The organism is Flavobacterium sp. AG291 (genome assembly GCF_003350375.1).
GTDB classification, from domain to species: domain Bacteria; phylum Bacteroidota; class Bacteroidia; order Flavobacteriales; family Flavobacteriaceae; genus Flavobacterium; species Flavobacterium suzhouense.
Window position 1 is genome coordinate 113,636 of sequence record NZ_QQAR01000004.1, and the last position, 23,477, is coordinate 137,112.

The window sequence follows — 23,477 nt, forward strand, 5'->3', positions numbered from 1 at the left end:
CTTAATAATTTAAAAGTTCATTTATTATCTGTAATCCTGTTTTACCGTCACCGTAAAGCTCTTCGTCAAAATTCTTATTAATATCTTTTAATTTACTGAAGTTATTTAAAATATCTTCTTTATCAATATTGCTTAAGATATTATAACCGTTTTGAACAAGTTCAACCCATTCTGTCTGGTCTCTTAGTGTCAAGCAGTACTTTTTAAAGAAATAAGCTTCTTTCTGCAATCCGCCACTGTCGGTTATAACAAATTCACAATTCTGCAAACACCAAATCATATCATAATAGCCTATAGGGGCTAAAAGTTTAATGTTTGGAAATCTAGTTTCAGCATCAGTAAATATATCATTCAGTTTTCCTTTTGTTCTTGGGTGAATTGGCAATACAACCGGAACATCTTTCCCAATTTCATTTAAGGATTCAAAAATAGTTTTCAGCTTTTCAGGGTTGTCTGTATTTTCAGCCCTGTGAACAGTACACAAAATAAATTTAGAAGGCAAATCTAATTTTGAATGCTGATTTTTAGCCGCATAATAAAGAGACGCTTCCAGCATTATATCTCCTGTCTGAACAATTTTTTTTCCTTTTAAATTGCCATAGCCTTCTTTCTGAAGATTTTCTACAGCTGTTGTGGTAGGACAAAAAAGTATATCACTCACCCTGTCTGTCAAAATTCGGTTTATCTCTTCAGGCATCAAATTATTGTATGATCGCAATCCTGCCTCGACATGAGCAAGCTTGATATGTAATTTCGAAGCTACCAAAGCACCGGCAAGTGTAGAGTTTGTATCACCATATACTAATATCCAGTCCGGATTTTCTTTTATGGCAATATTCTCAATCTCACTCATCATTTTACCTGTCATATCTCCATGCAATTTACTTTGTACATGAAGATTGTAATCCGGCTGCGGAATGTTCATCTCCTCAAAGAAAACATCAGACATATTAGCATCATAATGCTGACCTGTATGAACAAGTATTTCTGTGATATCACTCCTTTGACTAATTGCCCTGCTCAGGACTGCTGCTTTTACGAATTGCGGCCTAGCGCCAACTATTGTTAAAATTTTCATTAATATATTTATTATTGACTGATGAACTAAACATTAACACCAAAAAAATTACGAATCCTCCTCCTGTAAGCATGCTCGTAAATAAAGACATGTTTAGGAGCGAGTTAATAAATGGTACTAAAACCAAAATCAAAAAAACTTTATTATATCCTTTACTAACGCGGTTAAAGAATATAAAAATAAAAAATAAAATAACACTCGAGAATAAGATGCCAATTTCTCCCATTGCGGCTATTCCATCCGTGGCCCAAAAACTTGCGTTAGAATTTGTTTCCCCCCAATATTCCAGTCCGATAACCCTCCCCAAAGGAACATCCCCGTAAGGGTATGAATGCGTTATGGCATTAACAAAATTGATATGGGAATAATAGGTGGTTGGGTTTTCAGAAAAAAACTGATAATAATAATTAGCTAACAAACCTCCATTTCCCAAAGTCCTCATCCAAAAAACTGCTCCAATAAAAACATTAAGGTCTATAAGCAGCGTAAATAACATTATTCCTATTAATGCCGCACCTATGGCGAAAAAGGAACCGTTAAGATTTACCCTTTTCAATATTTGGTATAAGCCATACATAAAAAGAGGGAAGAGAATTACACTCTTTCCTGCCGTTGCCATATAAATAACCAAACATGCAAAAGTTGCCACCCATACATAGAGCCTCTTGGATGCAAACAGCCCATAAACAAATGTTAAAGGTATAAAAGCATTTGAAAGCCATGAAGATAAATATGCAGTAAAAAAATTACCTCCTAATTCATCATTTGAAGACCGTAAATCATAAACGTCTGCAAAAGAAACTAATCTAAGACTATTACGATAAACAAACAGCATATAGACGGTACATAGTATTGTAAGTATATAAACAAGTTTATAAACATTAATTCTCGATGGTAAGATTAAATAAGTGCTGAATTTAATCTTGTCAGCACAAAAAAGCAATGACATACTTATGCAAAACAATATCTCTACCCTAACAACATCTGGTACAGAAAACGGCATATTAAGAAATAATGTAAACAATATAGGTATATAAAGAATATAGTATATAAAAATGCTTATAAAGCTGGATATAAAATTGATCCCTGAATAAAAAAATAAAGGTACCAATACTAAAATATACGTGAAGAAACCTAACCACGGCATGTCCATTCTTTCGGGAATAATGGCAAAACCGGCATATCCGTAATTAGGTTCCAAAAAAACTATATACCCGTAAAAGAATAGTATAGAATATACTATTCCGATAATATACACAGAATATTTTTTACTTATAAAATTTCTAAACATCCTTTGCCAGTTTATAAGAAGAGTATAGAAAAATCATATTGAATAACAATCCGCTACATGAAAACAGCAAGAGCGAATAAAGCGGACTCTCAAAATAATATTTACCTGCATAGATTAATATACTGCCAATAATCATATTAAGAATCTGCAAATACATAAACTTCTTTTGCTGTTCCCTTATTGTAAAAATCACATTTAACGGACTGGAAATAAATTCGCTGAAAAGCATAATGCATAAAACTCTTGCATAGTTTCCTGCTTCAACCCAGTTTTCACCAAAAAAGACTCTGAACGCAACCGGCGAAATCAAAAAAATAAATAAAAACGCAGGTAACGAAATGATCAGAAGCTTTTTAAATGTGGAATTATACAGTTTCGCACAATTTCCTTCTTCCCTGATTTGCTGCATTGCCTCATTCCTGAAGACATTGCCTACTGCAGATGTAATCAAAATATTAGGCAGCCTTATCATTCTGTTTGCCATTGAAAAGAAACCAACAATGGTAGACGAATACAATATCGAAAACAATACAGGTATAAACTGCTGACTCGCCGTTAATGACATATCAGAAAATGTCATGTACTTTGGAAATGAAATATATCTTAACCCAATCTCTTTCACATTCTCAGAAGCAAATACATTCTTAACCAAAGCTTTCCCCCTCGATAAATAATATACTACAGCTGTACATGCACCAATAATCATAGATATTATCATTCCGTCATGTACCTTTAAGAATCCGAAAAAGATACTAAATACAGTTGTAGAAATAACCTGTAGGGAATTGGCTACAGTTATTATCTTATACTTGTTTTCCCTCAGGAAAAAGTAACCCAGCGACGATAAAATCGCAAGGCTAAAAATATAAAACGGAGAATAATAGGCAGTTCTGCTTTTTAAAAAAGTAAGATTTATTTCTCCTCCGTAAAACAATTTAAAATACACTACCGTGATAAAATAAACCGAACAAATTGCTGTAGCAATCCAAAATATAAGCTTAACAATTTTATAGGCATCGTTAATACCCTTTGACAAAACAATAGCCTGCTCATATCTTCCGGTAGAAAGTACAGCAAAAAATACGGTAAAACTTGTAAAAACGGATAACTCTCCAAAGTCAGCTACCGAAAATAATCTCGATAATACAGTGGATGAAAGCACAACAACAATCTGGCTAATAATTGTACCACTAGCCAAAGTTGAAACATTCCTTAGGAAAGAGTTATTAAATATTGTTTTGAGCAAAATTATTTCAGATTGTAAATTCTTTCGATTATATCTACTACTTTCATACCTTCAAGTGCATTAGTAGTAATAGTATTTCTTCCTTTAAGCACATCAATAACATTCTCAATTATATAATGGTGGTTTGCAGCAGAACCTTTGTATGCACCATAATCGTTACCCGGATTAGTTGGTGCAAGTTCAGGCATCTGATAGTCTTTTATATGACAGTATTCTACCTCGTTCATATACTGTCCCCCTACTTTTAGCGAACCATTTTCTGCAATAACCGTAATGCTGCTCTCTAAATTTTTATCCCATACAGAAGTTGAATAATTTAAAGATCCCATACCTCCATTTACAAAATCAAAAGAAACAAATCCTGAATCTTCAAAGTCTGTTAGTTTTTTATGGTTAAAATCTGCAAATTTTGCCTGAATGTTCGTGATATCTCCAAAATACCAATACATAAGGTCTATGAAATGTGAAAACTGAGTAAACAAAGTCCCCCCATCAAGATCTTTTTTACCGTGCCATGAATCAGCCTTATAATAACGATTATCCCTATTCCAGTAGCAGTTGATCTGCACCATAAAGATTTTCCCTAATTTACCTGATTCTAAAATATCTTTTAACCATTCCGAAGGCGGTGAATATCGATTTTGCATAACACAAAAAACTTGTTTATGTTTTTGCAGGCCTTTAAAAATCAATGCCTCAGAATCTTTTTTTGTCAAAGACATCGGCTTTTCAATCACTAAATGTCTTCCTGATTCCAGCACCTTCATTCCCTGCTCTGCATGGAAACCGTTTGGTGAAGCAATATTTATAACATCAGTATCAATTCCTGATTTAAAAAATGATTCTAAAGAATTGTATAAAGGAACATTGAAATGATCTATTCCAAGTGCTGATTTATCTTTAACGTCTATAAGTGCAACAAGTTCTGCTTCATCGTTCCTGCTGATCATTTCAGCATGTCTTTTGCCAATATGCCCACAGCCTATTACAGCAAATTTTATCTTATCGTTCATTGGTTGGTGTTATTTTTAAAGTTTTACAACTTTGTTATTCTCTAATTTATATGTTTCATTGCTCTCAATACATTTCGCTATACCATCATTATCAAACTCCAATCGTTGACCAAACTCACTCATCCATCCCATTTGATGTGCCGGATTTCCAACCACCAAAGCATAATCAGCTACCTCTTTCGTAACAACAGCACCGGCACCAATAAATGCAAACTGACCAATGTTATGACCACATACTATAGTTGCATTTGCACCAATTGAGGCGCCTTTACCCACATGGGTTTTTAGATATTGATTTTTACGGTTAACAGCGCTTCGGGGATTAATAACGTTTGTAAAAACCATCGACGGGCCTAAAAAAACATCTTCGTCGCAGGTGACGCCTTCATAAATAGAAACATTGTTCTGAACTTTTACATTTTTGCCTAAAACTACTTTAGGAGAAATAACAACATTCTGTCCGATATTACAATTTTCACCCAAAGTACATCCCGGCATTATATGAGAAAAATGCCAGATTTTAGTACCTTTTCCTATTTCACAACCTTCATCGATCACAGCTGTTTCATGTGCAAAAAAGTCTGCCATAAGTATTATAATTTAAAAAAGTTTTTAATTTCTGATATTATAAAATCTGATATTTCCTCATTAAACTCGGTATGAACCGGTAATGATATCACTTCGTCGCAAAGCATCTCGGTTACAGGCAGCGAAAATCCTTCAGAAACATACTGCTGAAAAGCTTCTTGCTTGTATAATGGCAATGGATAATAAATCATAGTTGGTATATTCTTCTCCGAAAGATACTTTTGAAGCTCATCCCTTTTACCATTTTTCACTTTCAGAGTATACTGATGAAAAACATGTGTAGAATTAGAAGCCCTTTTAGGAATCTCTAACGCTTTAATATCAGCTAAGCCTGCATCATAATAAGAAGCCATTTTATTTCTGGCCGCAGAATATTCATCCAAATGTTCCAGTTTTACTTTCAAAACAGCTGCCTGAACGGTATCTAGACGCGAATTACATCCTAATACTTTATGGTAATATTTCTTTTCCTGCCCATGGTTTGCTATCATTCTTATTTTGGCTGCCAATGCATCATCATTAGTCATTATTGCACCACCATCTCCATAGCACCCAAGGTTTTTAGACGGAAAAAATGAAGTACAGCCTATGTGTCCAATAGTACCAGTTTTTTTGGTCGTACCATCGGTAAATGTAAAATCGGAACCCATTGCCTGCGCATTGTCTTCTATAACAAAAAGATTATGTTTTTTTGCAAACTCCATGATTTTTTCCATTTCTGCCGCCTGACCATAAAGGTGCACCGGAACTATAGCTTTAGTATTTGGGGTAATATATTTGTCCAGTCCATCAAGCTGAATATTGAATATATCAGGGTCTACGTCAACCATAATCGGTTTTAAACCCAAAAGACCAATCACTTCAGCTGTAGCAACATATGTAAAGGCCGGGCAAATAACTTCATCACCGGCTTTTAGATCCAAAGCCATCATAGCTATCTGTAAAGCATCAGTTCCATTAGCACAGGGTATAACATGCTTTATATCTAAATAATTTTCAAAACTTTTTTGAAATTCGCTAACAGCAGGCCCATTAATGAACGCCGTATTATCTAGACAATTTTGTATCTCTGTATTTACAGCTTCTCTTATCTTATCATATTGACCTTTTAGATCAACCATTTGGATTTTCATTCCCTATTTTTTTATGGTTTAATTATATCAATTCACTTATTGTATTCCCTACTGCCAAACACGATGTTGCAGCTGGGGAAGGTGCATTTCTGACATGGATGATATTTCCATTCCGTACAATATCAAAATCATCTAAAAGCCCACCATTTCTGTCGCAAGCCTGTGCACGCACACCTGAACCTCCGGGAACAAGATCCTGCTCCTGTATTTCCGGTAATAACTTTTGTAATGCATTAGTAAAAGCACTCTTAGAAAGCGAACGATGCATTTCTCCAAGGCCTGTCTTACCATATTTTGCCACAATTTTCCTAAAACCCGGCCAAGTAAGCGTGTGCATTGTTTCAGAAAAATTAAAATCTGAAAAATTATATCCTTCCTTTTTAAAAGCCAAAACAGCGTTAGGCCCGGCTTCGATACCACCGCCAATCATCCTAGTAAAATGAACTCCTAAAAATGGAAAATTAGGATCAGGAACAGGATATATCAGATGATTTACCAAATACTCCTTATCTTCTTTCAGCTTATAATATTCACCACGGAAAGGAATAATAATTACATCGTTCTTATCATTCGTCATTTTCGTGATCTTATCAGAGTAAAGACCTGCACAAGAAACTAGTTTTTTTGTAATAAACTCTTTTTTATCGGTAATTACAGTTATTCTGTCTATATTCTCAACTATATTATTTACCAGCTGGGAAAATTCTATTTCACCTCCTAAAGCAACAAAAAGATCTTTAATCTTGTTTGCTATACCCGGATAATCAATTATTCCTGTTTGTGGAACTTTAATAGCTTTTACCCCTTCACAATGGGGTTCAATCTCTCTGAATTCATCTCTCGACAGGTATCTAAGATTCTGCAATCCATTCTCTCTCCCCCTATTATATATATTCTCTAAAAGTGGAATCTCTTCAGAAGAAGTCGCTACGATAATTTTGCCACACAAATCATATTTAACATCATGTTCTTTGGCAAAATTTATAATAGAATCATACCCTTCAAGACAGTTTTTAGCTTTAAGGCTCTTCGGCTTATAATAAATCCCGCTATGGATTACTCCGCTATTATGTCCGGATTGGTGTTTAGCGACAATGCTTTCTTTCTCTAAAATCAGTATCCTCAGATTCTGATTTTTTTTAAGACATTGATATGCTGTAGCCAATCCTACAAGTCCGGCACCGATAATAATTACATCATATTTCATAATAATTCTTTATAGCAAATAGTCTGGAATATCCGCTGAAACAAATAAATTTATTTAATTTATAATTTCCCATCCGCTAAATCACCGAGAACGCCTTTCACATCATATAAAACACTTTTTTCTTTTCTAAGCATCTTGTAATCTAGACTGGCAAATTCCTTATGAGCAACACCCAAAACAATTGCATCAAAAGTTTTTTTAGGCAATTTATCTAAAGTTCTAAAACCATATTCATGTTCAACATCAGAACTGTTAGCCCATGGATCATAAATTGTTACATCAATACCATATTCTTTGAAGACTTTTATAACATCTATGATTTTTGTATTTCTTACATCAGGACAATTCTCTTTAAAAGTTATGCCCAGCATTAAAAGATGAGAGCTATTTACAATTATCCCATTCTTTATCATAAGTTTTACAACCTGTGAGGCAACATATTCTCCCATACTATCGTTCAACCTTCTTCCTGCAAGTATAATCTCAGGATGATATCCTTCTTCTTGAGCTTTTTGTGCTAAGTAATAAGGATCCACTCCAATACAATGACCTCCCACAAGTCCTGGTTTAAATGGAAGAAAATTCCATTTAGTACTGGCTGCTTCAAGCACTGCATAAGTATCTATATCCATACAGTTAAATATTTTTGACAGTTCATTAACAAAGGCAATATTTATATCACGTTGTGAATTTTCAATAACCTTCGCTGCTTCAGCTACCTTTATTGTAGGAGCTAGATGAGTACCTGCACTTATAACCGATTTATAGAGATCGTTTACCTTAACACCAACTTCTGGTGTTGAACCCGCAGTTACCTTCAAAATTTTTTCTACAGTATGTTCTTTATCTCCGGGATTTATTCTTTCAGGAGAATACCCAACAAAAAAATCGGTGTTAAACTTAAGTGCACTAATTCTTTCTAAAACAGGAACACATTCATCTTCAGTAACGCCTGGATAAACGGTTGATTCGTAAATCACAATATCACCTTTTTTAAGTACTTTCCCAACAGTTTCACTAGATTTATAAAGAGGTGTAAGATTTGGTCTGTTATTTTTATCCACAGGCGTAGGCACAGTAACAATATAGTAGTTACAATCAGAAATATCATTAATATCAGTCGAACAATAAAGACCACTATGAGATGTAGGCTTTTCAACAAGAACACTTGCAAGAAGATCGTCTTCAACTTCAAATGTACTATCTTTTCCCAATTTTAATTCGTTAATTCTATCCTGATTAATATCAAATCCAACAACCGAATATTTCGTAGCGAATAATCTTGCTAAAGGCAGTCCTACATATCCAAGTCCAATTACAGCAATTTTCATATGTTTTTATGTTATTTATATTACCTAAACTATTTAAATCTTTTATTGTAAATTTTGAGAAGTTAAATCATCATATCTTTAAATATCTTTTTAAATATCAAGAACAAAACAGCAGAAAAACTTCCTGTAAGGGCGCCCATAAAAATTCCCTTTACCAAGCTAAAACTTTCTTTTGACAAAGGATAAATTGGCCTGTCTATTATCTGTATAAGTGGTGTTTCTTTTCGTAATGTCACTTTCGACAATTCAGTTTGTTTAATCAGCTCCGTCAAAATTGCAGTATTCGCCTGTACATCAACCTGTTTTCTTACAGATGGAACTCTTTGAATATTTAATGCTGGATTAAGGCTAAAAGTTCTGTCGTTTGCAGCAGCAACGCCTCTTATAGACCCATTCAGTTCACCTCTAATTGAATCAAGCTGTCTCTGTAATATGGCCATATTCACACGCGCTTTTTTACTCTTGGTATCTATGTAAAAATCAGAGACTACGTTTGCCCACGCTTCATTAAAAGTTTTTGAGAAAATTTCATTTGTAGATTTCACTTCAACTGTATATATGGATGCTTTTTTATCCTTTTGAATTATACTAAGACTATTTGTTGACAAATCTCTATAAATCAATTCTAAAATACTATCTTGAGATCTTGAGAAATTTTCTCTACCCTTACCAGCCAAAAACTGAACATTATTAAGTTGTTTCATATCTTTCCATTTATTTCTCCAACCATTTTCGCTTATATACATTTCAGCCAAAGAGATGGTTTTATTTTTTTCAATAACAGGCATAAGTAACGTTGATTCAACCATACTCCTTGATTTAAAAAGTTCTACAAGATTAGCTCCTGTAAATATACCTCCGCCTCCGCCTCCAACATCAAGACCAAACTGGCTAGCAAGCCCCATGGCTCCCCCTATACCACCTTGTTTATCATCTTCAACAGCAAAAGATAATTTCGCAACATATATATCTTTCTTCTTTAATGAATATGCTACACCTATAGCGCCACCTAATATTCCAGTAAGTAGTATTAATCTAGATTTTGACAGAAAATAATACCACCAATCTTTAATTATCATAGTAATATCTTTTACATTAAGATCTTCCTGAATTTTCACTTTATTAACATTATCCATCGTTACTTCTATTTTACACTTATGATAGCAATTACCACACCTGCAAGACTTGTAAGAATGCTTGCAATACCTACAATTTCTCCAGTAGTCATTCGTTTGGTTTCCGGTTTCGAAGGAATCACAATCTGTGATCCCGGTTGTACATCAGGATAAGATTTAAAAAACAAGAATGAGCCTGTCACGTCGGCTTTACCATTAGGATAAATAATATAAGCTTTTTTCTTCCATCCTTTGTTATCTACTCCCCCAACAGAATTAATATAATAGTTAAACCCTTTTCCTTTTCGATAAGGTATTTCAGAATTTAAAAGAACATTACCCGAAACTTTAACAGCTTCATCAAATGCAGTAACTTCAATTTCATCCCCCGGAAGTAACAGTACGTTTGAATAGTGTTTTTCGTCTTTAATAATTTTTTCCCAATCCACAGGAATCACAGTATATCTAAGCTTTACAACTTTATCAGTCAATTTCTTCTGAATTGTATCCCCATGGCCTAAATTTAGATCTATACGACTTAAATCTTCAACCTGATCATCCTTTATAGGACGCTTAATTTTAACACCGGAAATATTTGCCTGAGGAGATAAACCTCCTGCACGTTTTATCACATCAGCTATACGCTCGTCTTTATTTTCAATAACATATTTTCCAGGATAAACTACTTCACCACTCAGGATTACCAGTTCCGGTTGCTCAAAAACAGGCATTCTTCGAATATTAACTACATCAAATGGTAGCAACTCAATGTTTTGAGCCTGCTCATTACCTAAAGTATTAATTTCTATATCGATGACTTCAACCTTACGCGGATTAGAACTATCAATATTCTCACCTTTAATCATGCGGGCAATTTCTACTTTCTTTGAAGCTGCACCTGTAAGCCCACCTGCCTGAATTATCAAATCATTTAAACTAAGGTTTTCAAAATATTGATAATTCCCCGGTCTCTTAACTTCTCCCTCAATAAATACACTATAGTTTTCTTTAAAATCCAATAAGGAATATATTGTAAGAACATCTTCTTTCTTAAGCTCTAAATTAGCCGAAGGATCACCATCTATTGCTTTAGCAATATTAACCTCTACAATTTCTGTTGTCAGGTCGTCCTTAATCCTTATTAGTCTTCCTCGCTGAACATATGCATCCTCACGCAATCCATCTGCTTTTAGTATCAGATCACTAATACGCATTCCTGGAGCAAACGAATATTGATTAGGTCTAAAAACAGCCCCTTCGACAGTAATCCTGTTCTCAAAACGATTTAAAATCTTTGATACTTTAAAAATATCTCCTGACTTAGGTTTATAGCTTGAAAATTCATTTTCAACAATATCAGTAACTTTAAATTCTTTACCTGTCTTCTGCACAACGTTTACTGATGCCGTATAAGCCATCTCTGTAAAACCCGAAGCAAAACTTAATAAATCCGAGAAAGTCTCTTCTCCCTTAATCTCAAATATACCCGGACGCTTTACTTCACCTTCGATTGTAACCCTGTTTTTATAAACCGGAATTCGTATTACGTCATTATCAAGTAAACCTACATTATCAGACTGATCACCTCCAGCCAAAAAACGATATATGTCTATATTCTTGATAACTTTATTCCCTCTTATTAGTTCGATATTACGATAGCTACCATTATCTGATGGCCCTCCTGCTATGTGTAATGCATTATAAACAGTAGAGAGTGACGAAATAGAGTAATTACCCGGCAACTTGCTACCTATTATAGTAATTTTGATAGTTCTTATGTTTCCCAAACTCACAGACAATTTAGACTGACCGGAACCAAGTGTACTATATATTTTAGACATAGAGCTTCTTATCTTCTGTATTGCAGCTTCGATGGTAATTCCCGAAACAGGGATCTGCCCAACATAAGGTATACTTATTTTCCCTTCAACATTTACAGGAACAGATGAGTTGAATTCCTGAACTCCATAAACACTTATCTGCAGCTCATCACCAGGACCTAAAACATAATTTAGTGGCGTAGCAATTTTATCATTGGGAGCAAAACTTAAAGCAGGATTATTAAATAATTCTGAACCGAAGATGATAGGATTAGAAGCTGTTGCCATAGCCTGAGGCGTGGCAACCATCTTTCTGTCAATCAAACTACCGGCATTTCCTGCTGAAACACCAGAAGATGTACCCGATGTTTTTGTTGCCGCAAGACGGGAACGCAGTTTTGCAAATTCAGATTTAGGCATCCCTTTTGACACAGCAATAGTCTCAGCCTGATCTATAGAAACATTATTGCTCTTAAGCTGTTCCTGAATCTGGGCAATTTGCTGATCCGATAGCTGATCAACATTGGCTACCCTCAGATCAACTCCGTTAAATAAATCCTGTGCAAAAATTGTCCCTGTAAAAAGGATAAAAAAACAGCAAAAATAAAATGTTAGTTTGTTCATATTCATTTATATAAAACTAAAATTAAAATCAATAGCCTAAAACTAAAAATCTAAATACTAGTACAATAATTATTTTCTCGATACCAGCCTCAATAAGTATTTACCATACTCATTTTTTTGAAGAGGAGTGGCAAGTTCAATAAGTTTTTCTTTTGATATATATCCCTTTTCATAAGCAATCTCTTCAAGACAAGCTACTTTTAAGCCTTGCCTTTTTTCTATAGTCTGTATGTAATTCGAAGCTTCTAACAAAGACTCGTGCGTGCCGGTATCTAACCATGCATAACCTCGTCCCATTAGCTCTACTTTTAATTCATTTGAATTCAGATACTCCTGGTTAATGGTTGTAATTTCAAGCTCTCCCCTGTTGCTAGGCTTAATTTTCTTCACCATTTCAACTACAGAATTAGGATAAAAATATAAACCTACAACCGCATAATTACTCTTAGGAGTAAGTGGTTTCTCTTCGATAGATATAACATTACCCGACGAATCAAATTCTGCAACACCATATCGCTCAGGATCCTGAACATAGTATCCAAAAACTGTAGCTTTCCTATCGGTAGTTACGTTTTTTACAGCCTTTTTTAAAAGTCCTGTAAGTCCATGCCCATAAAAAATGTTATCTCCCAATATCAGACATACATCATCTCCGCCTATAAATTCCTCTCCAATTATAAAAGCCTGTGCAAGCCCATCCGGACTTGGTTGCTCGGCGTATTCAAGTTTTATTCCCAAATCATCACCATTTCCAAGAAGATTCCTGAAATTAGGGAGATCATGAGGAGTAGAGATTATCAGAATCTCATTTATACCCGCTAGCATGAGAACCGAAAGAGGATAATATATCATCGGCTTGTCATAAATAGCCATCAATTGCTTAGAAATTGATTTTGTTAAAGGATATAGTCTTGTGCCTGACCCTCCAGCTAGTATAATTCCCTTCATTAGTTAAGTTTTTTTATACAGTTTGCTAAACTCTCCATCCAATGATTAATTGATATACCAAAAACCTCTTTTACTTTATCCTTACTCATTACTGAATAGTTTGGACGTTTAGCCGGCGTTGGAAATTTATCAGATGTTATTGGTTTAAGATTGATTTTAATGTCATTCAGCTTAAAAATCTCATAAGCAAAATCATACCATGAAGCCACCCCTTCATTACTGTAATGGTAAACTCCATAAGCTAATGAATCAGAATTAATTATATGCATGATAAACCCTGCCAAATCAACAGCATAAGTGGGAGTACCTACCTGATCGTAAACTACTGAAAGTTCATCACGTTCATTACCAAGACGTATCATTGTTTTAAGAAAGTTATTCTGAAATTCAGAATAAAGCCAACTTGTACGGATTATAAAATGCTCTTCTAAATGCTGAATTATTAATTTTTCCCCATCCAATTTGGTCGCTCCATACACACTTGTGGGTACTGCTTTCATCTCCTCTGTCAACGGAAGCGGATTCGTTTCCCCAAAAACAAAGTCTGTAGATATATGAATCAGTTTTATACTATTGTTTTTACAAATTATTGCCAGATTTTCTGCTGCGGCAGCATTAATAGAAAATGCCAGATCTTTTTCAGACTCAGCCTTATCAACAGCAGTATACGCCGCACAATTTACTATGTAAAAAGGTTTGTGAACTTTTACAGCTTCGGTAATACTATCCACACTGGTAACATCCAGTTGTTCAGCTGTCAGATAAATGTAATTATCACCATTTCCAAACTCCGTTTCTATAGAATTTATAGCGTTTCCTAACTGTCCGTTCCCTCCGGTTACAATAATATTTCTCATCCTATTTTTTGTAAACTTCAGCAAATGTTGGCAATATCAAATCTTTTTCTGAAAGGCTTACTTTTTCAGCATCCACAATCCAGTCAATATTTAGTTCCGGAGAACTATACAATACTCCTTTTTCAGATGCAGCATTGTAATAGTTATCACATTTATATGCAAAAATTGCGGTCTCAGATAAAACTACAAATCCGTGAAGAAAACCTCTTGGAATAAAAAGCTGAAGATTATTTTCTGAACTTAGTCTTACGGCAACATGTTGCCCAAAAGTAGGTGAATCCGGGCGTGCATCAACTGCCACATCCAGCACCTCACCCTGAAGCACTCTTACAAGTTTTGCCTGTGCATGTTCTCCTGCCTGAGCATGAAGACCACGAAGAACCCCATATGTTGAAAATGACTGATTATCCTGAACAAACTTTGTTTGAATACCAGTCAAATTATTGAAAACAGATTCATTATAGCTTTCAAAAAAATATCCTCTTTCATCGCCAAAAATCCTTGGCTTAAGGATTAAACACCCTTCCAATCCGGTTTTTTCGATTTCCATTATTTCGATTCGTTGTATTGGTTGTTATAATATTTTTGGTATTCACCGGATGTAACATTATCAAGCCATTGCTGATTGTTTAAAAACCAGTCAATTGTCCTTTCAAGTCCTTCTTCAAAAGTCACCGAAGGTTTCCAACCCAACTCTTTATTTATTTTAGTAGCATCAATTGCATAGCGTAAATCATGCCCTGGACGATCTTTTACATAAGTAATCAATGATTCTGATGTTCCTTCTGACCTACCCAGTTTTTTATCCATTATTGAACATAACAACTTAACAAGGTCAATATTCTGCCATTCATTAAATCCTCCAATATTGTAAGTTTCATGATTTTTCCCCTGATGGAAAACTAAGTCAATAGCGACTGCATGATCTTCTACAAAAAGCCAGTCGCGTGTATATTTACCATCACCATAAACAGGCAGTGGCTTTTGGTTAATTATATTATTAATAAATAACGGTATAAGCTTCTCCGGAAAATGGAAAGGACCATAATTGTTCGAACAATTAGTCAAAACATAAGGCAAACCGTAAGTCTCTCCATAAGCTCTCACAAAATGATCGGAAGCAGCTTTAGAAGCCGAATATGGTGAATTCGGATCATAAGGCGTTTCTTCAGTAAATAAGCCTTCTGAACCTAAAGTACCATAAACCTCATCAGTGCTGATATGATAAAATCTTTTCCCCTCATAATTAGCTTCCCAATTTTTTTTGGCAGCATTTAGAAGATTCATGGTTCCTATAACATTAGTTTTCACAAATGCTAAAGGATCTTTAATTGATCTGTCAACATGAGATTCGGCAGCAAGATGAAGTACCCCATCAAACTGGTGTTTTTCAAAAATACCATCAATAAATGCGGCATCAGTTATATCCCCTTTAATAAAGGTATAGTTAGGCTTATTCTCAATATCTTTTATATTCTCAAGATTACCTGCATAGGTAAGCGCATCAAGATTATAAATCTGAGTATCAGCATAATTATTCACAAATCTTCTTACAACATGTGAACCAATAAAACCTGCACCTCCGGTAATAAGAATCTTTCGCATATTATTTTTATTAAAAATGCCTGCGGTTAGGCGATTAATCATTTATTGATAGTATACTATCTTCCTATTTCCTGAAATACAAAACCTATTTCTTTTAACTTGTCTCCATCAAGTATTTTTCTTCCGTCAAAAACAAAAGCAGGCTTTTTCATGTTATCATAAATCTTTTGCCAGTCATACGACTTAAACTCATCCCACTCTGTCAATACAGCAATAGCATGCGCATCTTTACAAGCCCCATAGGGATCATTAAAAACACTAACATTTTCTTTGTTTTCAGCCGAACCCCTTGTTCCAAGATAGTCAAGATCCCTATATACGGTTTCGCTTTTCACTTTAGGGTCATATACTGCAATGTTAGCCTGCTCAAAAAGCAAATCGTCAGCTACATATATTGCAGCTGATTCTCTTGTATCATTCGTATCTTTCTTAAAAGCCCACCCCAGGAAAGCAATTTTTTTACCCGAAACAGTATTATAAAGCGTCCTGACAATATTTGAAGCAAAACGCTTCTTTTGATGGTCATTCATAATAATTACCTGTTCCCAGTAATCAGCAACCTCACTTAGACCATACGATTTTGCTATATAAACAAGGTTTAGGATATCCTTTTGAAAACAAGAACCTCCAAAACCTACAGAAGCTTTCAGGAATTTAGAACCTATCCTGCTGTCCATACCTATAGCACGGGCTACTTCTTCAACATCTGCACCTGTTTTTTCACATAACTCTGACATAGCATTAATAGACGAAACCCTTTGAGCCAGGAATGCATTCGCTGTTAGCTTAGAAAGTTCAGAAGACCATACATTTGTGGTAAGTATCCTCTCCGACGGAATCCAGTTTGCATAAACATCAACAAGCGCTTTTATTGCTACCTGACCTTCAGCATCAGTGCCACCGCCTATCAGTACCCTGTCCGGAGAAAGAAGATCTTGTACAGCCGTACCTTCTGCAAGGAATTCAGGATTTGATAATATCTGAAATTTAACCCCGTTCCCTGTATTATCAAGGATATTTTTTAAAGCTTCAGCTGTCCTTACAGGCAGGGTAGATTTTTCTACAACTATCTTATTATTTTTAGCTACTGCCGCAATTTGCCTGGCACAAAGCTCAATATATTTAAGATCGGCAGCCATACCCTTTCCAACACCATAGGTTTTAGTTGGGGTATTAACTGAAATAAATATCATTTCAGCTTCATCAATAGCCTTATCAATATCTGTCGAGAAAAAAAGATTTCTTCCACGCGCCGAAGCTACTATTTCTGCAAGACCCGGTTCATAAATGGGAATATTATTAACATCCTCATCATTCCAGGCAGCAATTCTTTCTGCATTTAAATCAACTATCGTAACTTTAATATCAGGACATTTATGTGCAATTACAGCCATAGTTGGCCCACCCACATAACCTGCCCCTATACAGCATATATTTTTAATTGTACTCATTTACTACAAGTTTCATACATTTACCTAACCCCTTCATATTCAGACTCAGATAACCTCAAATCAATTTTATATTATAATCCGCAAACTTACAATCTTTTTCACTCTATAAATGAAAGAATCTCTTATTTTATGTTAACTCAAAGTTAAAAACCCAACTATAAGCCACCATCAGCGATATCTCCTAAAACTCCCTTAACATCATAAAGAATGCTTTTAGGTTGTTTTAATGAGTCAAAATCCAGTGATTCAAATTCTTTGTGAGCAACCCCTAATATAACTCCCTCATATTTACCAGAAGGCAGTACATTAACCGTTTCCAGCCCATATTCATGCAACACTTCTTCCTTTGCTGCCCATGGGTCAAAAGTGGTTACTTTAATACCATAATCACTAAGTGCATGTACTACGTCTACTATTTTTGTATTACGAACATCAGGACAGTTTTCTTTAAAAGTAATCCCCAGCATAAGCACATTCGCACCATTAACTTCTATCCCTTTTTTAATCATCAGCTTTACCAGTTGCGAAGCCACATATTGCCCCATACTGTCATTGAGCCTTCTTCCTGCAAGTATTATTTCAGGATGATACCCAACCTGCTGTGCTTTTTGTGCCAGATAGTACGGATCAACACCTATACAATGTCCACCAACAAGCCCCGGCTTAAACGGCAGGAAATTCCATTTGGTAGAAGCAGCCTCTAAAACAGCATACGTATCTATATTCAGACAGTTAAATATCTTAGAAAGTTCATTTACAAAAGCTATATTAATATCGCGTTGCGCATTCTCAATCACCTTAGCCGCCTCAGCCACTTTTATTGATGGAGCTAAATGCGTACCCGCAGTAATTACCGATTTATAAAGCGCATCAACTTTTTGAGCTGCCTCCGGAGTAGAACCCGAAGTTACTTTCAATATCTTCTCTACAGTATGTTCCTTATCTCCCGGATTAATCCTTTCGGGAGAATAACCTGCAAAGAAATCTTCATTAAACTTCAAGCCACTAAAACGCTCCAGCACAGGAATACATTCTTCCTCTGTAGCACCCGGATATACAGTAGACTCATAGATAACTATATCGCCTTTCTTCAACACTTTTCCAACGGTCTCACTTGCCCTGTAAAGGGCCGTAAGGTCAGGTTTATTATTTTTATCTACAGGCGTAGGAACCGTAACAATATAATATTCAGAATCTTTGAGATCCTCAAGTTCTGACGTACAGAATAACCCTTCACTGTTAGAGTTGTTACCCTTAACTACTTCTTTAAGCGCATCGGCACTAACCTCTAATGTAATATCCTGATATTTATTAAGCGCTGCAATCCTGTCCAGATTCACATCAAACCCCACAACAGCATGCTTCTTTGCCATAGCTACAGCTAATGGCAACCCTACATAGCCTAATCCTATAATAGTTATTTTCATTCTTTCTTATCAGGCATTTTTTAAATTTTCCCAGTACCACGCAACTGCTTCCTTTAATCCCTGCCTGATTGAAAATTCAGGATTATAATTCAACAGTTGTTTGGCTTTTTCAATACTGGCCAGCGAATGCGGTATATCACCCGCCCTTTGCGGACCGTGAATTACCTCAACGCTCTTTATAGCATTATCGTATTCTGATAAAAACTCTTTTAAATATCCCACAAGTTCCTTTAAGGTAGTCCTGTCTCCAAAAGCAGTATTATATACTGTATTAAGAGCCTCTTTATTTTGAGAGAGCATTGCCAGCTCGTTCATCTGAACGACATTGTCAATATAAGTAAAATCGCGGGAATAATTACCATCTCCGTTTATTACAGGACTTTCATGCTTCATGAACTGTAATACAAATTTTGGAATAACTGCAGCATAGGCACCGGCAGGATCCTGTCTTCTTCCGAAAACATTAAAATAACGCAAACCAATCGTTTCCATACCATATGTTCTACTAAAAACATCGGCATAGAGCTCGTTTACATATTTCGTAATGGCATAAGGAGAAAGTGGCTTTCCAATCTTGTCTTCCACTTTAGGAAGCGATTCAGAATCGCCATACGTAGATGAACTTGCAGCATACACAAACCGCTTAACTCCGGCATCGCGGCTGGCAGTAAGCATATTTAAAAAACCACCAACATTCACGTCATTGGTTGTTATCGGATCTTTTATGGAACGCGGCACCGAACCTAATGCTGCCTGATGCAAAACATAAGAAACCCCTTCGACAGCCCTTCGACAATCGTCCATATTTCTTATATCTCCTTCTATAAGTGTAAATGAAGAATTTGTAAGATGATGCTGAATATTTTTCCTGAAACCGGTTGCAAAATTATCCAGGCAAACCACCTTATAGCCTTTAGCTATAAAATGATCACAAAGATTGGATCCGATAAATCCTGCCCCCCCGGTAATCAGGATTTTTTCCTGTAAATTATTCTGCATTAAATTGGTTGGTGTTTGGTTGCTATCAAAGCAGCTGCAAATATAGCTACTATATTTGTTTATTGCTATACTTATGAATGGGTATATTACAGTACAAAATCTGAATTTCCTAACTACTTTTTAAAGAATTTTCAAACGGCACACGATGCAGTATGCTTCGCCCTAGGGTAACCTCATCTGCAAACTCCAGCTCATCACCCACGGCAATACCCCTCGCAATAGCCGAAGTCACTATACCATACTCTTTTATTTGCTTATAAATATAAAAGTTAGTTGTATCTCCCTCCATGGTCGAACTAAGGGCAAATATCAGTTCTTTTACGCTGCCTGTTTTTACTTTTTCAACTAATGTGACAATGTTCAGCTGGCTTGGCCCTATGCCATCTATAGGTGATATTTTTCCCCCCAATACATGATAAATACCTTTAAAAAGGTTTGTATTTTCAATTGCCATAACATCACGAATATCCTCAACTACACAAATTACCGACCTGTCACGCGAAGTATTCGCACAAATCTCGCACACCTCAACATCGCTTATATTGTGGCATTGATGGCAAAACTGAATTTCATCACGCATTTTTTGCAATGCCGATGTAAGCAGTTGTGTTTGTTCGGCAGGTTGTTTTAAAAGATGTAACGCCAGTCTGAGTGCCGTGCGCTTACCAATGCCCGGTAACTGAGAAATCTCAGCAACCGCCCTTTCAAGTAATTTAGAAGACATTTCCATAGTGTACAAAGGTACTAAACAGCTGCCAAAGTGCATTTATAGCCAATCAAATTTCGACCGTTGTATTTTATTGAAATATTTTTAGTTGTTTTGTAAAACAAACCTTGTACTATGCAGCCATTAACCATACTATCTATCATCATTGTTTATTTTGGAATCCTGATTCTTATTTCCAGACTAGTAAGCAAAAAAGACAGTAGCAACGATACTTTTTTTAAAGCCAATAAAAATTCGAAGTGGTATCTGGTAGCTTTTGGCATGATAGGCACTGCGCTTTCCGGAGTAACTTTTATTTCAGTTCCCGGTGAAGTTGGAGCTCCCGGTGGCGAACAATTCAAATATTTCCAATTCATACTTGGTAATGCCATAGGCTTCCTTATTGTAGCTAAAGTGTTGCTTCCCCTTTATTACAGGCTGAATCTTACCTCTATATACGGATACATCGAAAAAAGGCTGGGTTACTACAGCTACAAAACATCGGCCATGATATTCCTTATCAGCCGTACCATTGGCTCGGCTTTCAGGCTTTATCTTGTCGTTATCGTTTTACAGCGCTATGTATTCGATAGTCTTGGAGTTCCATTCTGGATGACGGTGCTTATATCATTACTATTGATATTTGCCTACACCTATAAAGGCGGACTTAAAACAATCATCATTACCGATTCGTTGCAAACATTATTCCTGGTTTCGTCAGTCTTTTTCACCATATACTTCATTTGCGACAGTCTTAGCCTAAGCCTGCCTGAAGCCTTTGAAACTGTAAAGCAAAGTAACTATTCAAAAATATTCTTTTTTGAAGATTTCATTACCAGCAAATTTCATTTTGTAAAACAGATACTCGGCGGAATATTCGTTACCATTGCCATGGTAGGCCTGGATCAGGATCTGATGCAAAAAAACCTTAGCTGCAAGAATATTGGAGAAGCTCAAAAGAACATGTTCACCTTTACAGGAATCTTTGTGGTCATCAATCTGTTCTTCCTGGGAGTAGGTGCATTACTTTACATCTATGCTAATAACAATGGCATTGATGTGCCAATGGTAGATGGAAAACCAAGAACTGATTTACTTTTCCCTGAAATTGCATTCAATCATCTTACGCTTATACCATCAGTAGTCTTTCTTTTAGGATTAACCGCCGCAACTTTCGCTACTACCGATTCGGCACTAACTGCCCTTACCACTTCATTCTGCGTCGATTTTCTTGGTATGGATAAGGAACAGAACGCCGGAAAAACAAACGCAGTGAGAAGAAGGCATTTTGTTCACATCTCCTTTTCTGTACTGATGTTTTTAGTAATCATAATCTTCAACACCATTAATGACGCCTCAGTAGTGAGCATGATATTCAGAATAGCATCTTATACCTACGGACCTTTGCTTGGTCTTTACAGTTTTGGGTTATTTATGAAAAACCGTAGCGTAAAAGATAAACTTGTACCTTTTATCTGTATCGCTTCTCCTTTGCTAACATTATTCATAAGCATGAATTCGTCTTTATTCTTCGGCGATTATGTTTTTGACAACGAACTGATCATCATAAACGGGCTTATAACGTTACTTTTATTACTAAGCATCAGCAAAAAACAACTTAGTACTGATTTGTAGAAAGCATTACCAAAGTACAGGCAACTTCAATATCAATTCCGTTTTCACGCAGCAGTGCGTACAATTCAGGATTTTCTGTTCCCGGGTTAAAGATGACGCGTTCCGGTTTCAACGCAATAATATAATCATAATACTGTTTTTGATTCATGGGGTTTAGATATAGTGTAACAGTATCTACATCCTCAAATGCCACGTGATCCTTTTCTATTTTAGTACCGTCAAGATCATCCTCTTTTTTACCGATAGCCACAACCGGGTGTCCGTAACGCTGCAGCATCTTTATCGCTTTATAAGCATATCGTCCCGGATCAGTCGAAGCCCCCATTACAAGTGTTTTCTTATTCATATCCATAACTTTTACATCAAAATTACTCAAATAGTAATAGTTATCATTGCTTTTTATCGTTACCCTAACGTTTTACCTCAACATAAGTACCGTTAACCTCAAACAGAAAACACCTCATCCTAATAATCAATACATTTGACTGTACAAATCCAACACCTTATGATACAGCAAAAACCATCACAGATATTTAAAGCCCATACACGGGGTCATGCCGAAGACGAAACACACAGGCTGCACGCTACATTTAATTTTAACGGATTCAGCCATGATGCAAGACATCCTTTCGGAACACTTACAGCATTAAATGACGAAACGCTGGCCGCTAATAAAACTGTTACACGTAACTTGTCGGCTGGCACAACTTTAATGATCTTACCATTGGTTGGAGCTACAGAATGCAATTTTGAAACCAACAATTCAGAAATTGTAGTTCCGGGTGAAGCATTTATATACCATAAATACGAAAACACAGCGATAAACATTAGAAACCCTTACGAAGACAGCCTGATAAATTATCTTTACATAACTTTTTCTTCAGCTATACAATCAGAAGTACTATTACCCCAGGACTTTCTAATTACACATGCTGACCTTAAAACAAAAAACACACTACATAAGCTTTTTGAAAGTTATCAAAATGGGCTTTCGGCTCATATGGGCATATTCAAAGAACGCGCCGAAACCATTTACACCCCATGCAATAAGGCTAACGGTATTTTTGCATTTGTAATAAGTGGTGCTTTTGAGATTCAGGGCTGCCTTATGGAAGAACGCGATGGACTTGCCTTATGGGATACTAAAGAAATTGAAATGGAAGCACTCTCTGAGAATGCAATATTACTTCTTATTGAAGCTCCTTTAAACGGATTTGTAGCAACTTAAATTTCGACTTAAAAATGGGTTGCTGTAAGGGTGATCAGGATATTAAATATACATAGTTAGCATCTACAATTCGAATGGCAGATTTGAAGTAGCAAGAAATTAAAGTTCAGTAGGTAGTGCCTACCTTTTTAGTAGTTTATTTTTTTATATTTGAAAGAGAGAAAGCAATTTCTCT

General features: G+C 35.7%; 21 protein-coding genes. 2 read left to right on the forward strand and 19 right to left on the reverse strand.

What is annotated here, in order from left to right; all coding sequences use genetic code 11:
• Position 1: 1 nt before the first annotated feature.
• The 18 genes from wecB to recR form a co-directional block, all read right to left on the reverse strand.
• The gene (gene wecB, locus DEU42_RS06160; RefSeq protein ID WP_114757412.1) at positions 2-1,078 is read right to left on the reverse strand and encodes a non-hydrolyzing UDP-N-acetylglucosamine 2-epimerase; all 1,077 of its coding nucleotides are present in this window, start codon (positions 1,076-1,078) and stop codon (positions 2-4) included.
• The gene (locus DEU42_RS06165; RefSeq protein ID WP_147278068.1) at positions 1,050-1,913 is read right to left on the reverse strand and encodes a hypothetical protein; all 864 of its coding nucleotides are present in this window, start codon (positions 1,911-1,913) and stop codon (positions 1,050-1,052) included. Before DEU42_RS06165 ends, wecB begins: the two co-directional genes overlap by 29 nt.
• A gap of 448 nt (positions 1,914-2,361) precedes the next feature.
• Positions 2,362-3,615: an oligosaccharide flippase family protein gene (locus DEU42_RS06170; RefSeq protein ID WP_158537856.1), complete on the reverse strand. Its 1,254-nt coding sequence runs from the start codon at positions 3,613-3,615 to the stop codon at positions 2,362-2,364.
• Between the two features lie 2 nt (positions 3,616-3,617).
• Positions 3,618-4,628, reverse strand: a complete 1,011-nt coding sequence (locus DEU42_RS06175) for a Gfo/Idh/MocA family protein (RefSeq protein ID WP_114757415.1) — start codon at positions 4,626-4,628, stop codon at positions 3,618-3,620.
• Positions 4,629-4,643: 15 nt separating this feature from the next.
• The gene (locus tag DEU42_RS06180; RefSeq protein WP_114757416.1) at positions 4,644-5,216 is read right to left on the reverse strand and encodes an acyltransferase; all 573 of its coding nucleotides are present in this window, start codon (positions 5,214-5,216) and stop codon (positions 4,644-4,646) included.
• Positions 5,217-5,221: 5 nt separating this feature from the next.
• Positions 5,222-6,349 carry a DegT/DnrJ/EryC1/StrS family aminotransferase gene (locus DEU42_RS06185; protein WP_114757417.1) on the reverse strand — a complete coding sequence of 376 codons (1,128 nt, stop codon included), beginning with the start codon at positions 6,347-6,349 and terminating at the stop codon, positions 5,222-5,224.
• A gap of 22 nt (positions 6,350-6,371) precedes the next feature.
• A complete protein-coding gene (lhgO, locus tag DEU42_RS06190) occupies positions 6,372-7,556 on the reverse strand; it encodes an L-2-hydroxyglutarate oxidase (RefSeq protein ID WP_114757418.1) in 1,185 nt (394 codons plus the stop codon).
• A gap of 59 nt (positions 7,557-7,615) precedes the next feature.
• Positions 7,616-8,887, reverse strand: coding sequence for a nucleotide sugar dehydrogenase (locus DEU42_RS06195; protein ID WP_114757419.1), 1,272 nt, complete (start codon positions 8,885-8,887; stop codon positions 7,616-7,618).
• A gap of 62 nt (positions 8,888-8,949) precedes the next feature.
• The gene (locus DEU42_RS06200; RefSeq protein WP_114757420.1) at positions 8,950-10,023 is read right to left on the reverse strand and encodes a lipopolysaccharide biosynthesis protein; all 1,074 of its coding nucleotides are present in this window, start codon (positions 10,021-10,023) and stop codon (positions 8,950-8,952) included.
• Between the two features lie 8 nt (positions 10,024-10,031).
• Positions 10,032-12,446 (reverse strand): SLBB domain-containing protein, encoded by a 2,415-nt coding sequence (locus DEU42_RS06205; RefSeq protein ID WP_114757557.1) that lies wholly within the window; start codon positions 12,444-12,446, stop codon positions 10,032-10,034.
• Between the two features lie 69 nt (positions 12,447-12,515).
• Positions 12,516-13,394: a glucose-1-phosphate thymidylyltransferase RfbA gene (gene rfbA / locus DEU42_RS06210; protein WP_114757421.1), complete on the reverse strand. Its 879-nt coding sequence runs from the start codon at positions 13,392-13,394 to the stop codon at positions 12,516-12,518.
• The gene (rfbD, locus tag DEU42_RS06215) at positions 13,394-14,251 is read right to left on the reverse strand and encodes a dTDP-4-dehydrorhamnose reductase (protein WP_114757422.1); all 858 of its coding nucleotides are present in this window, start codon (positions 14,249-14,251) and stop codon (positions 13,394-13,396) included. The genes rfbA and rfbD overlap by 1 nt, the downstream gene beginning before the upstream one ends.
• A 1-nt stretch (position 14,252) precedes the next feature.
• Positions 14,253-14,801, reverse strand: coding sequence for a dTDP-4-dehydrorhamnose 3,5-epimerase (rfbC, locus tag DEU42_RS06220; RefSeq protein ID WP_114757423.1), 549 nt, complete (start codon positions 14,799-14,801; stop codon positions 14,253-14,255).
• The gene (gene rfbB / locus DEU42_RS06225; protein ID WP_114757558.1) at positions 14,801-15,856 is read right to left on the reverse strand and encodes a dTDP-glucose 4,6-dehydratase; all 1,056 of its coding nucleotides are present in this window, start codon (positions 15,854-15,856) and stop codon (positions 14,801-14,803) included. Before rfbB ends, rfbC begins: the two co-directional genes overlap by 1 nt.
• A 56-nt stretch (positions 15,857-15,912) precedes the next feature.
• Positions 15,913-17,307: a UDP-glucose 6-dehydrogenase gene (locus DEU42_RS06230; protein WP_114757424.1), complete on the reverse strand. Its 1,395-nt coding sequence runs from the start codon at positions 17,305-17,307 to the stop codon at positions 15,913-15,915.
• 155 nt (positions 17,308-17,462) lie between these two features.
• Positions 17,463-18,734, reverse strand: a complete 1,272-nt coding sequence (locus DEU42_RS06235) for a nucleotide sugar dehydrogenase (RefSeq protein ID WP_114757425.1) — start codon at positions 18,732-18,734, stop codon at positions 17,463-17,465.
• A 9-nt stretch (positions 18,735-18,743) separates the two neighbouring features.
• Positions 18,744-19,733: an SDR family oxidoreductase gene (locus tag DEU42_RS06240; RefSeq protein ID WP_114757426.1), complete on the reverse strand. Its 990-nt coding sequence runs from the start codon at positions 19,731-19,733 to the stop codon at positions 18,744-18,746.
• 109 nt (positions 19,734-19,842) lie between these two features.
• Positions 19,843-20,463: a recombination mediator RecR gene (gene recR, locus DEU42_RS06245; protein WP_114757427.1), complete on the reverse strand. Its 621-nt coding sequence runs from the start codon at positions 20,461-20,463 to the stop codon at positions 19,843-19,845.
• Positions 20,464-20,574: 111 nt separating this feature from the next.
• Between recR and DEU42_RS06250 the strand changes: the two genes are divergently transcribed.
• Complete coding sequence (locus DEU42_RS06250; RefSeq protein ID WP_114757428.1) at positions 20,575-22,074, forward strand: sodium:solute symporter; 1,500 nt, start codon at positions 20,575-20,577, stop codon at positions 22,072-22,074.
• Here DEU42_RS06250 and DEU42_RS06255 read toward each other — a convergent pair.
• Positions 22,058-22,420: a CoA-binding protein gene (locus tag DEU42_RS06255; RefSeq protein ID WP_114757559.1), complete on the reverse strand. Its 363-nt coding sequence runs from the start codon at positions 22,418-22,420 to the stop codon at positions 22,058-22,060. The two genes, DEU42_RS06250 and DEU42_RS06255, sit on opposite strands and share 17 nt — an antisense overlap.
• A 159-nt stretch (positions 22,421-22,579) precedes the next feature.
• On the opposite strand from DEU42_RS06255, the gene DEU42_RS06260 reads away from it, so the two are divergent.
• Complete coding sequence (locus tag DEU42_RS06260) at positions 22,580-23,302, forward strand: hypothetical protein (RefSeq protein ID WP_114757429.1); 723 nt, start codon at positions 22,580-22,582, stop codon at positions 23,300-23,302.
• Positions 23,303-23,477: the final 175 nt, after the last annotated feature.